The following is a 12,623-nucleotide window of genomic DNA, read 5'->3' on the forward strand; positions in this document are numbered from 1 at the left end:
TGGTGTTTGAAAGGGCCGACGCTCGCTACTTGGGATTCGGCGGGCGATACCCCTTGGGCAGCGGGACCGGCGCGCCCGACTCGGGAATCTCCCCCTCACGCCCCAGCGCCCAGTAGATCGCGTTCACCAGCAATCGGCGCGAGGGCTCGTCGAGAAAATCACGCGGATGCCCCAGCGACGTGTAAAACACTCGCTGCGTTTGGCCCGTGGCAGTCTGGAGTTCGCGAGTCCACGCCAGCGGTTGCTCCTCGCCGAACTTCGACGCCACCTCTCCAGGCTCTTTAAGCGCGATGCCAGTGAGCAACGGGTGACAATCCGCGGGAAGCGGGTGCGTGGGGGGATCGGTCACGTACAACCACGACGCTAAGGGAAACTCCGGTTTCATGCCGCGGAGGATGGGGGAGTTCATCGCCGACGCATCGACCTTGGCCATGGAACTAGTCCCATGCCCGTAGTGCGAGATCCAGCGTTGGCCGAGTACCTCGTCGCCAAAACCATTATCGAGATGTTGGTGAGGGCCCGACTCGTACAAGAACGCGTGGCTCGAGGTCCGCAGCCCAATCACCGGTCGGCCCGACGCGACGTAATCCTCGATCTCCTTCACCTGGGCGTCGGGCAAGGCACGGAACCTCATAAAGAACACAGCCAGATCGGCCTCGCGGAGCGCGCGAAGTCCGGGGATCGAATGGGCGTGGCGATCGCGGTTGCCCTGCTCGTCAACTGAGTACAACACTTTGACTTCGAACCCTGGCAGTTGCTCCAGGATCGAACCAATCATCGGCATCGACAGTTCCGATCCGTACTCGTTGTCGCCGGTCACAATGACCACTCGGCTCGGCTTAGGCGTTTTGTCTTGCGGGATACGCCGAACCGTGTACCATGCCTCGGACGACCAGAGCTTTTCGCCTTGCTCATTGATGGGATCCGCGGTGAGATGCACCACGCGATTTGCTTTTACCCCATCCATCTGCAGTACAACGCTGCGACGGTCCGCCGAGGCAGTGATTTGCTTGATGGCGAGCGGTTCCAGCTCAAACTTGGGACCACCGTAGTTAGGCGTCGCCCGGTAGGTCCACTGCTCCGCCAGGTAGTTGCTGGGATCAGCTACCGCACTCTCATCGACGGGTTGCGTGAATCGCACCTCGAAACCTTCGGGTAGCGCGTGGACCGATTCGATGTCGAATGGCATCTCGCCGTTGGGCTGCAATCGTTGTAAGCCTTGATAAGTTTTCCGCCCGTCGGGGTCGACCCAATTCCAGGTGGCTGCGTGATCGCCGCCGATGGCTCCTACGAACAGCGAACCGCCGGGGCCAAACGCCAAGCGGTTGACGCCGCCTTCCATGCCTTGCGTGAACCGAAACGCACAGCCTTGCCAGACGCCATCGATCTGCTCGAGGCCAATGCGATTGATGCCGCCGTACTTCACGTCGCCAACGAGCATTTGCCCCGCGAAAGGCCAGCCCTCGGGAACGAGCACCGGCTCCGAGGGGCTGTTGGCGATTTCGTCTTGCGGCATCCACACGGTCGCTTCGGTTACCGCCGAGGGATTCTTGTCGCGCGTGGCGTCTGGCTGGAACGGTGATAGCTCAGCGTGCGCACCGGTGCGATGGAAGAACCCGTAGAACGAGCCATCCTTCACCAGGTTCAACTCGTTGGCCGGCGTGTACTCGCCTTGGTTATCGGTGACGTAGATCTCGCCATTGGGGCCCCAGCCGAGCCCGTTTGGGGTGCGATGGCCGCCGGTGATGGCTTCGACGTTCTCACCGACAGGAAGCGACAGGTCGATGCGCCAGACCGAGCCGTGGTTCGGCGGATTCGATTTCAATCCCAGCCCGGTCCCCTTGGCCAAGTAGAGATGCCCTGGATGCCCCCCCTGCCCTGGCTGATGCAACAAACCAAAACTGAGGGCGTGAAAATCGTTCGACTCCCAACCGCTGGCCACGGTGGTTGCTTGCCATTTGCCTTGCGACTCCAGGCGATCGAAACGGGTCACCTCCAATCGCTGCGACACGTAAATCGATTCGCCGACCACGCACACGCCGGCCGGTTCGTAGAGTCCCTCGGCAATCTTCTCGCGGCGGATACCCTCGACCTTGCCTTCGGCTCCGTGATACAGCCAAAGCTCGCCATCGGGTTCTTCTTGAGGACTCGGCGCACGGAGTCGGCGGGCGTCGAACGTGGCGACGACCAACGTTCCGTCACTCAGCACATCGAGCCCCCCGACAGGAACGTAGTCGTCCGGGGCGCGGATGGTCGCAAGATTGATGCTCGGATGCAGCCCCACGACTTTCGCTCCCAATCCAGGGCGATCTTCGTCGCGAGCCAAACGCTTTACCCCAGGACTCGTGGGGCGGAAGTGAAACGCCTGGGCTTGTAGCTCGCTGGTTGCGATGGAAGTTGGCTCCGATTGCTCTTTCGATTGCATCAGCAGCTCTAGTTCTGGCTTCTGCTTGACAAACAGCGCAGTGCATTCAATGCGGTTCACTCCTTGCTTGAGCGACACCTTGGCTTGTAGCCCTCTGCTATTCGGGGGGCTCGCGAATCCACGATCCTCTACCTGCAACGTGCAACGGGCTGCCGTCTTCAAGGTAAGTTCCACTTGCTGGGCGACCTCCGACTTCAGCAGGCATTCCATCTGCACCAGCAGCGGCCGCTCGACATCGGCGAGATAGGCCTCGTCACCCGTGATTTTGAACTCGGAGATCGTTTGATCAATGTTCGCACTCTGCCCTGCGGCCAATTGCGGCGAGTCGGACTTCGGCTGCTCGATTCGGTAGACGCGAAGTCGCACGCCTCGTTCGTACTCTATACCGTCGGTCGGAGCTGGCTCACTCTGCTGAGCTAATGCCGCTGAGCAAAACAGACTCATGGCGACCAAACTGAGAATTCGAAGTGGTTGCATCACGATCGTCACCTATCCATGCAATGGGGGCAGCATTCAGGGGGGATGATTTGGCAAGGATTCTAACACCTTTCGCCAAGCATCTCGAATCTATTCGGGGTACTTTCTTCTATTTCTCACTGCACTGCTGTTCCACCGACCAGCAACTCTTGCGTCCCGCTGGTACAATCACACACTAACGCTGAAATCATTCCACCTCCCCCTTGGAATACACCATGCACCAGCATCGGCGACGCAACTATTTGATACGGTTGGGAATGGCTCTAGCGAGTTTGGCCCTGTCGCTGTTGATGCTCACTTCCTCAGCGTTCGCCGACGAATCCCTCGAAGAAGGCTTCGCGCCGCTTTGCAATGGGCACGACCTCGAAGGCTGGGTCGCCATGCATGGCGGCGACTTCGAAGTGCGCGACGAAATGATTGTCTGCACTGGTCGCAGCAACTGGCCAAGCTGGCTGCGAACCGCCGAGCAGTATGAGAACTTCATCCTGCGGCTCGAATACAAAACCTACTACGGAGCCGAATCGGGCATCTACTTCTCGGCCCCCCAAGCGGGGCGGGTCGCGGACATCGGCTTCGAGTACCAAATCAACGGCACCGGACAGCTCACCCCCTACTCCACTGGAGCGATCGCCGGGGCGTCGGCTCCGCTCGCGCGGGCGAACAATGGTTCGTCGGATCAGGAGTTTCAGCAACTGGAAATCAAGCTGGACTGGCCAAAACTCGAGGTTCGACTCAACGGTCAGCTAGTGCAAGACGTGAACTGCGAAGAACACCCTCTGCTGAAATACAAGCAACGCGTCGGGCACCTGGGTTTCGCCTGCCGAGGCAAGCGGGTCGATTTTCGCCATGTTCGCATCAAGCGTCTTCCCAACCAGGTGACGGATGAATGGAAGCCCATGTTCAACGGAGTCGACCTCAGCGGATGGACCATCAGCGACAAGTGTTCGGCCACGTGGGAAGTTGACGAACAGGGCGTGCTCACATCGGCCGATGGACATGGTTACCTTGTTTCGGACGAAGAGTTTTATAACTGCGAATGGAAGTGTTTTATTCAACCGACGCTGCTTGCCAATGGTGGGGTATTTTTCGACTGGGTCCCTGACAATGGGCGAGGATTCGAAATTCAGATCGAGGACATCCTCGACAGCAACGATCCAACTGGCAGCATCTACGGTCGAGTGCGAGCCAGTCAGCTTCCTCGCAAGCAGGGGGAGTGGTCGCTACTGCATGTCGTTCTGCAGGACAATACCTGCATCGTGCGAGTCGATGGGACGACTGTCGCCGAGAGCAGTAGCATGAATCGCCGCCGGTGGGGACGCATTTCGCTGCAAATGCATCGCAACCAAGAGACGATTCAATGGAAGGACATGATGATCCGCCAGCTCCCCTCGCCCGCAAAGTAGCTTGGCTTAGTTCTTATCATCACCTGCAGGCACTTGCGACGAGAATCATCCCTTCAGAGCACTGCGGGCGCGGGCAACGAGTTGGTTGTCGGGCGTTTGGGAGCCGCGCATCAGGAACAGATTCGACGCCATGTAGGTGTTCCGCCAATCCGGCGAGAGATGGTAGTAGTCTTCGAGCACCGCCGAGCTGAACTTATAGTCGTGGGCGTTATCTCCTTTCATGAAGATCAGCACCCGCGCGGCATCCATCATCTCGCTGGCATCTTGCGATTGATTGAGATAGCCCAGCATCTTGGACGCGGCCGTCGCTGGCTGCCCATTCAACTCCGAGAAAATCTCCTCGATTGCTCCGGCTCCTTGCTCGGTGGGAACCTCCGGCTGCAGGTCGTCGATGGAGAGCGACTTCACCGAACCGCGGCCCCCCATCGCGTCGCGGAACATGGCAAGAAACGCGGCGTTCTGCAGCATTAACAGCAAGCGAGTCTCCTGATCGCCCGACGTTTGGTAAGCAAAGTGCAACGCATTCGTGGTGGTCACTGCGTGCAAGGCGACAATCGCTGGTTGACGCATGAGCAACTCGCCTGCTGCGACGAACAGCGCGTCCCAAACCGCCTGGGGACTGATCTTGCGATTTAGCAGGTCGACCACTTGCTCGCTCGCCTGCTGCGGTGTTGCGGAGCGAAGTGTCGCCAGCAGTTCGCGGGTTGCACTCGGCTCGACGATGCCTGCTTGCCAGTCGCTGCGGACCTGCTTGGCGAGTTCGACATTCTGGCGATACGGGCGGTCGGCCTCGGCGTCGCGCTGGCTGGGATTGTCGCCTTCGTGCTGAAGCAGCGCGTAGGTGAGCGAGCGAAGCACCGGCTCGGCGTGTTGCCAGCCGATGCACTGCAGGGTTCTCCAACTATTCGCGACGTAGATCGCCTTATGGCCAATCGAGCGGAAGTCGCGCATGCCGTAGCGGAACAGTAGCTCGTACACCTGCATCGCTCCCGTCTGGCGAGCCAGCGCAGCAACCGCAGTGTCGGCCGCGGACACATCCCACTTGTCCATCGCCTCGGTAAACGCGCGGGCCGCTTCGCTCGGTGCAGGCAAGGCCGACTCGTCGACGCGTTGCATGGTCCAATCCCCCCGCTCCACGACATCGCGCTGGGCGGCGCTCTTGTAGTAGTCGAGCGCCCAGAAGATGGGGAGCCACCGATGCTCAGGCGGAGACGAAATACTGGCCAGGTGCGCCGAGTTCACTACCAGCACAGTATGAAACTTGTGCCCAACGCTTGGGCGGGGCTCCACGTTCTTCACGCCGGCCAGGAGCAATCCGGCCAGTAGTTCGCGATAGCTGAGTCCGGTGCGAAGCCGTTCGGCGATGACTTCCAGCAACTTTTCGCGAGGGGTCTCCTCGATCAACCGTACGATCGGAGTGATCTCGGGACGGAGTTGCACAAAGTTCGGATCGACTTGGGCCTCGGCCGCAGAGACCGGCGCCAGCGTACTCAGAAAACCAAGGTCGCCCAATCCCAGAGCGGCACTCGTGGCAACGGTCGATCCGAGAAATGCTCGCCGCGATGGAATGTTTCGCATGGTGGACTCTCTTTGCTTGCGAAGTTGCTGATGAGTTCCCAACCCTCCGGCTGGATAGTATATCGTAACGTCGTAACGATTGCTGACTAGTCGAGAGCGCTACGATTGGTGATATCATGCGATGCGAATCGAGTCGAAGCGATGACTATTCGCATCGCATTTAGCAAGAAGCAAGAAACTCCAAGTCGAGTCAACAACAAGTGCCCGACTGGAGTTTCTTGTTTGTCAGCGGAATGCATCCACCACGAATGGCTACGAAGGCTGCGTGGTTGCAGTGAGATACTCGGTGTCGCGCACAATGCCTGGCATCGGCACCGGGTAACGCCCTTCGCTATCAGGCATCACCGGAGCGGGGCCATCCTTTGAGAAGTTCGGCAAGCCTGGCGCGAACTCGTGCGAGCAGTTGAGCATTTGCTCGAAAGTGATCTCCTGCCCGGTATGAGCGGCCATGCGTCCCATGCTGGTCACGACGCTAGCTTCCACCCCACGCGGTACTTCGTTGTACGGCGTGTCTTTCAGAATGGCCTCGACCAGATCGTCCCATTCAAGCTGGTAGGGATTCTGTTCGGGTTGGGGATACGCCCAGACGGTGTCTTTGCGATCCTGATTCTGCCCCGAGCAAATCCGCACGCGTCCCGGCGTATGCCCCGAGTGACTCACCACTGCGGAACCTTTGCTGCCATGGGCGATGCTCGACATGTCGTTCTTACAGCCAGGCATGATGCGGGAATCGAAGTACAGCTTCGCTCCATCTTCGTAGGTGTACTCGATTCCATAGCTGTCGAAGTTCTGGTCGATGTAGTCGCCGCGGTAATGACGACCGCCGATGCCCATCGCTTTGACCGGCCAGGCGTTCTTCATCCACGACAGTTCGTCGATCTGATGGATATTGAAATCGCTGAACAACCCACCGCTCGACCAGAGGAAACTGTGGAAGCGTTCGATCTGCCACATCAACTCCTCGCGTCCCTCCGGCTTGGGGGTCGAGAAACAGGTGACTACGGGGCCATGCATCCGGTAACCGCGCATCAGGATGATGTCGCCGATCTCACCGTTCGCGATTCGATCGTGCAGTTCGCGTCGGGCGCGGCAGTGACGCACCATGAGTCCGACCCCGCACTTCAAGTTATTTTCGCTGGCCTGCTTGGCTAGCTCGAGCAACCTTAGCGAAGTGGGTCCATCGGCCGAGAGCGGCTTCTCCATGAAGACGTTCACGCCCTTCTCGATGGCATATTGAAAATGAACGCCCCGAAACGCCAGCGGAGTTGCAAAGATGGCAATATCGCCAGGGCGGAGTTGGTCGAGGGCATGGCGGTAAGCATCGAAACCAACGAATCGCCGATCGGCGGGCACGTCGACCTTATCCGCCTGGTCTGCAAACACCTGGGTAAGGGTGTTGTAGCTGGAGTTCAAGCGATGGTCGAACACATCGGCCATCGCAACCAGCTTGAGCTTAGCACTTTTCACGTTCAACGCGTCGGCCGCCGCACCGGTGCCACGCCCGCCACAGCCGACCAGGGCGACCCGAATGGTCGCCTCGCTTCCGTGTTGCGCGAACACATGGCGCGGCACCGTGGACAAAACGGATGCAGCGCCGACCGTTTTTAGAAAGCCACGTCGGTTAGGATTGCTTGCATTGGGAGTAGCCATGACCTTGTTACCATTCTGTTTTAGAAGTTGGTTGAACTCTGACGCCTCGCTGTTTACTTGATTTTGCCTGTCGCACTATTCCAATAAGCATCCATCTCTTCCACGGTGGGAATCTTCTGGGGGCGAACCATGCGGAATCCCAACCACATGGCATCGGTGTGATACCAGATGCTCTTTGGCAATTGAGGATCCTGCTGTTTCCAGGAGGGATCCGATCCACGCCGAACTGCCGAGCGCAGGTTCTCGGGGTCATCGTCCCAGCCGCCGCCGCGCACGCTCCGCGGATAGAGTTTATCGGGTTTTAGATAGGGATTAGTCGCGCCGCCGGTGAGGCGTTGGTAGTAGTCGGGCTGGTACTGGTCGGCGGTCCACTCCATGACGTTGCCATGCATGTCGTAGAGTCCCCATGGATTCGGCTTCTTGGTGCCGACCTTCTGATACTGCGCGTCGCTGTTCTCGTAGTACCACGCGTAGTCATCGAGCAGCGCGGGATCGTCGCCAAACGAGTAGGCAGTGGTCGTTCCAGCCCGGCAGGCGTATTCCCATTCCGCCTCGGTCGGCAGGCGGTAGAAGTGGCCCGTCTGGGCCGAAAGCCATTGGCAGTACTTGTTGGCTGCATGTTGGGTCATGCTGATAGCCGGGTAGCCCGACTGCCCCATGCCGAAGCTCATTTCCATGTAGGGAGCGGTCGGCGCGCTCACCGCGTCGACGATCGTGTGCTTCGTGGGATCGAAATCCTTGCGTTTACCATTCTTCTCGCGTTCGACCACCGAGATCATGAACGGCTCGTATTCGTCCCAAGTGACTTCGCACTTGCCCATCCAAAACGGTTCGAGTTTCACCTCACGCTGCGGCCCCTCGTTCTCGCCATGATTGGGCTCGGTCGCAGGGCTACCCATTTTGAACGTACCGCCTGGGATGGCCTTCATGGCGAACGGAACATTCGTTTGCGGAACTCGGGATTCGTAATCGACCATCTCCGCCTTGGCGTCGGCCGTAGAGCGCTCGACGATCAAAGCGTGAATCTTCTCGAGAAGCTCCAGGTTATCAGGCGAACCTTTCACCACGGTTGGTTTGGCCTTGGCGGTGAGGGTGACTCCCTCCGGCCAGTTGGCTCCCTCGGCAATCCACTGCCGCAGTGTTTCGACTTGCTCTTTGGCGAGTGGACCGACCGCATTGACGGGGGGCATCAAGGAGGCAGCTAACGCACTGACACGAGTGCGGATGTACAGCGAGCTTGCTTCCGGTTCTTTGGCGACAATCACCGGGCCGTTATCGCCAGACGAGAATGCCTGCTGCTTGGTTGTCAGGTTGAGCCCGCCATCGGGTTCTGCTCCCTGATGGCACGAAACACAGTTTTGCTCCAAGATCGGCTGCACGTGCGTCGCAAAGTCGACCACCGCGCGGGCTTCGCCCATCGAGAGACAGATTATCACCATGATCGCAGGCATCAGCATTGACCTTGCCACGCGAACTTCAACGCTCCACCTTCCGCTCGCCGCATCACGCATTGTTGCACCATTGCTCATGAGGTAGTGTCACGATCCGACATCCCTGCATCACCGAATTATTGTATCCGCGGGACCAACCAATCACACGCTCTCGGTTGGCATCGCGAAACGACTATTATTCTCGAATCTTTTTGGTTGGCCGTATTACCATATCCGTAGTAATCTAAACCGGCTCAGGAGGTTCTCAGCTCCGAGTCTTCGCGAAACGATCGAGCAAAGGAATGCCATGTCGGCACCCTTTGCATCGACCGTGAGCGTCTTGAGTCTGTCATCAAGCGGTTTGCGTCGCATAATCTTCTTGTTGCTGCAGCTCAGGGCACGCGACTCCCATTAAATGACTCAGCACCAGCATTTCGAGCGACTCGTAATCACGATCTGCGATCAATTGCTGTGCTTGTTGCTCGGGGAAAGTTCGAGCCTTTTGCACCAGTGCCTCGAACACCGCTTTGCTATTGGCCAGATGTTGAGTCGCTCGGCTGGCTTCCTGCGTACGCATGGCCTTTACGTCGAGGCCGATGTACCGCCCGGTGTCGAAGTAGCGGGCTTCTTCCAGCACTCGAACCTGATTGAACGCGGCCCGCAGGTTGGCGCTACCGAACGACTTGTCCTGATCGAACTTCAGACCATTCTGATCGTTGAGGTGCACGCTCCACAGCTTGTCGTTGCCAAGAGCAAAGGCCATTTCGTCCGACGGATCCAGACCAGCTAGCTGAGCGTGGGCGGTTTCGATGAGTCCCCCGACCCGCTGTGGATCGCAGGTTCGCTCGGCCAGCGCCAGCGCGTGCCCGATGGTCGGCACGTACGCTTGATCCATCGGCTCGTTTGGCTTTGGTTCGATAGCAATCCGAATCGTCGGGTCGTGCTGCAGCATCGTGTTGATCGCTTCGACCAAGCGGTCGTAGGCCACGCGGGCCGACTTCGACTCGCGAATGTAGGTACCTTCTCGTGCTAACCAGAGCACCACCAAGTCGGTGCCCATGAGCTTGGCAATGTCGACTGCTTTCTTCGACCGCTCCACTCCCCATCGGCGAACCTCTGGATCATTGGCGGTAAGGCCGCCGTCGATTCCCCGTGGGTCTTCCCACAACCGCGGAGCAACGAACTCGGCTTCCAGCCCTTCCGACTCTAGCAGCCGCCGCATCTCTTTGGCTTCAGCCTGGATCTCGTCCCACGACTTGTCTTCGAGATCCGCGACGGCATCGTCATCATGCAACTGAACACCATCGAAACCGAGTCGTTTATAGACAGCGATCTTCGCGGCAAAGTCGACCGAGTCGCGCACCGTGGGGCCAAACGGGTCGGCACCTTCGTGGATGTTCCAAGGCCCGAACGAAAACTTATAGTCTGCCTGGCTAGTCATTGCTTCATTTCCTATGACGGATGAGTCGGTATCGTAACTACTTGTATTTAACAGTTCTCACATCGATGCTTCGGGGGTCGGCACGCCGGCTAGTTGGCAAGCGTCGCTCAGATCGAGCAGCCCCGCTTGGGCGCCGATTTGGGTCACGCAGCTCGCTCCAGCAGCAGCACCAAGCTTCGCCGCGTTGGTGCAATCCATTCCGCGTAGGCGACCTCCGAGGAACGCCCCCAGAAAGCAATCGCCCGCTCCCGTGGTGTCGACCACCTTGCCAGGCGGTTCGACCGCCGCGATCGCCTGCAGCTGGCCCGGACGCTCACTGACCACCACTCCGTCGGCACCGAGTTTTACTCCGACGACGCCTGCGGCTCCAAAGTCGCGGAACGCGGCAATCATAGCTGCGGGATCCGACTCGCCGGTCTGGGCGTAGGCTTCCTCTTTGCTCGGGAAGTAATAGTCGAGCCACGGCAAACAGGGCTTCAGCAGCTCAACGTCGCCGCCGCTGCCGGCTGGCTCGAGCGCGGTCAGGCAACCGGCTTCTCTCGCCTGCCGAAACAAACTCGGAAGCTCCTTCTCCAACTCAGGGAGTAGCGCCAGGTAGCCGACGAGCAGCAGCTTCGTGTTTGTCAGTAAATCAGAGTGAATCTGAACGGTCTTCAAGTCATATTGTTCAAGCACTCCAACGTGATGCCCGAACGAGCGTTGCCCGCTCTCGTCGACCAGCACAATCGAAGTGCTAGTTGATCCCTCGGTCGCGACCACCGACTCGACTTCGATCCCGAGCGACTGCATCCGCTCGCGAAGCATCTCGCCCCAAACGTCGTTCCCAACCACGGTTAACGCCGAGACTCGCATGCCGTGTCGAGCGAGCACTGCTCCGCAGTTCGCAACAATGCCGCCTGCGTGCACCGAGAGCGGTGAGGTCTTGAAGAGCTTGCCGCCGCCGATGGCTTGCTGCAGCTCTACCGGCTTGACCACGATGTCGAGCACCGCGGTGCCGCAGACTAATACGTCGATACTACGCTGCTCACACATGCCCCAGCCGCCTGTCGGGTGCAGAGTTGATGGTTCCAAACGATGTTCTCAGCCTAGGGGTTGAAGCGGGCGGTTTCTACCAAAATCATCCCAATCATGGTGGTATCGTACGCAACAGCTTGAGTTTTTCGCGTCGCAGAACGACAATACTACTACAACGCCCCCAAACCGCTGGCGTACTCCCTCGCAGGCGACCACCATGCAGCTTGTTGTCGAAACCCAACTCAGCAGCCCTACCGAGTCGCTTCGACTGCTGCGATGGGACCGCACCGTCGGCGAGGTGGAATTGGTCGGCGCAAACAACACCTGCGAGCGGATTCACGGCCTCGGCAGTCAGCTTCACCTGCACGACGACGCCGAACTCACGTTTGTTGCCGCCGGCGAAGGGCGATTGTTCGCCGGCGACTTCATCGGCCCGTTCCAAGGTCCCGAGCTGCTGCTCGTTTCGCCGAACGTGCCGCACTGCTGGCAAGCGATAGGCCCCACCCGCGGCATGGCGGTTCAGTTCTCGATCGACGATCGCCGCCCGCTTGCGCAGCTCCCAGAGTTTGCCGAGTTTGCCCGCACCATCCGCACTGCCGGGCGGGTGTATCGGTTTCGCGATCCAGCGGCCAGCAGTTTGCTGCCGATCTTCGAAGCCATGGCCGAAGCGTCCGACTTGGGCCGACTGCAGCAGTTGTTTCGACTGCTGGCGAAGGTCGAACAGCTGATCGACGGGGCCGTCCCCCTGTCCGAGAAAGCATACGGCGGCAACGTTCGCACGGTCCACTTTCGCGCCATTCAGGAAGCCATCTCGCAGATCACTCAGCACTATTCCGAGCCTCTCGAGTTGCAGGAAATGGTCGAACTTTCGGGCTTGTCGCGCACCTGCTTCTCCCAAGAGTTCAAGCGAATTACCGGGCGGACGTTCGTCGCGTTTGTGAACGAGGTGCGCGTCGACGCAGTCTGTCGAGAGCTGATGCAAACCGAAAAAACCATTGCCGATATCGCCTTTTGCTGTGGATTCGCCAACTTATCGAACTTCAACCGGGTGTTTCGACAGACCAAGGGAGTCTCGCCGCTTGAGTACCGCAAGCACGAGCTGCAGCGTGCCCATCGACGGACGCCAGCAAGTTGAGCTCGCTGCTCATCATCCACTACTTTCGCCCCACAGGGCTGGGTACTGCGATCTATCGAAATAGCTACCC

Annotated in this window: 8 protein-coding genes; 2 read left to right on the plus strand and 6 right to left on the minus strand. The window is 59.1% G+C overall.

Going from position 1 to position 12,623, the window contains the following annotated elements; translation table 11 throughout:
* Positions 1 to 25: 25 nt before the first annotated feature.
* Positions 26 to 2,869 (minus strand): ThuA domain-containing protein, encoded by a 2,844-nt coding sequence (locus Pan181_RS15255; protein WP_197528388.1) that lies wholly within the window; start codon positions 2,867 to 2,869, stop codon positions 26 to 28.
* Positions 2,870 to 3,159: 290 nt separating this feature from the next.
* Here Pan181_RS15255 and Pan181_RS15260 point away from each other — a divergent pair, with 290 nt between their 5' ends.
* Positions 3,160 to 4,305, plus strand: a complete 1,146-nt coding sequence (locus Pan181_RS15260; RefSeq protein WP_197528389.1) for a 3-keto-disaccharide hydrolase — start codon at positions 3,160 to 3,162, stop codon at positions 4,303 to 4,305.
* Between the two features lie 45 nt (positions 4,306 to 4,350).
* On the opposite strand, the gene Pan181_RS15265 is transcribed toward Pan181_RS15260, so the two are convergent.
* The 5 genes from Pan181_RS15265 to Pan181_RS15285 form a co-directional block, all read right to left on the minus strand.
* On the minus strand, positions 4,351 to 5,883 hold the full coding sequence (locus Pan181_RS15265) for a hypothetical protein (protein ID WP_145247819.1): 1,533 nt from the start codon (positions 5,881 to 5,883) through the stop codon (positions 4,351 to 4,353).
* A 252-nt stretch (positions 5,884 to 6,135) separates the two neighbouring features.
* Positions 6,136 to 7,533 carry a Gfo/Idh/MocA family protein gene (locus Pan181_RS15270; RefSeq protein WP_145247821.1) on the minus strand — a complete coding sequence of 466 codons (1,398 nt, stop codon included), beginning with the start codon at positions 7,531 to 7,533 and terminating at the stop codon, positions 6,136 to 6,138.
* A 53-nt stretch (positions 7,534 to 7,586) separates the two neighbouring features.
* Positions 7,587 to 8,972: an SUMF1/EgtB/PvdO family nonheme iron enzyme gene (locus Pan181_RS15275; RefSeq protein ID WP_231943608.1), complete on the minus strand. Its 1,386-nt coding sequence runs from the start codon at positions 8,970 to 8,972 to the stop codon at positions 7,587 to 7,589.
* A gap of 343 nt (positions 8,973 to 9,315) precedes the next feature.
* Positions 9,316 to 10,404 (minus strand): TIM barrel protein, encoded by a 1,089-nt coding sequence (locus Pan181_RS15280; RefSeq protein ID WP_145247823.1) that lies wholly within the window; start codon positions 10,402 to 10,404, stop codon positions 9,316 to 9,318.
* Positions 10,405 to 10,461: 57 nt separating this feature from the next.
* A complete protein-coding gene (locus Pan181_RS15285; RefSeq protein WP_145247825.1) occupies positions 10,462 to 11,436 on the minus strand; it encodes a carbohydrate kinase family protein in 975 nt (324 codons plus the stop codon).
* 199 nt (positions 11,437 to 11,635) lie between these two features.
* Here Pan181_RS15285 and Pan181_RS15290 point away from each other — a divergent pair, with 199 nt between their 5' ends.
* Positions 11,636 to 12,553 carry a helix-turn-helix transcriptional regulator gene (locus Pan181_RS15290; protein ID WP_145247828.1) on the plus strand — a complete coding sequence of 306 codons (918 nt, stop codon included), beginning with the start codon at positions 11,636 to 11,638 and terminating at the stop codon, positions 12,551 to 12,553.
* Positions 12,554 to 12,623: the final 70 nt, after the last annotated feature.

It is taken from the genome of Aeoliella mucimassa (assembly GCF_007748035.1).
Classification (GTDB): Bacteria; Planctomycetota; Planctomycetia; order Pirellulales; family Lacipirellulaceae; genus Aeoliella; species Aeoliella mucimassa.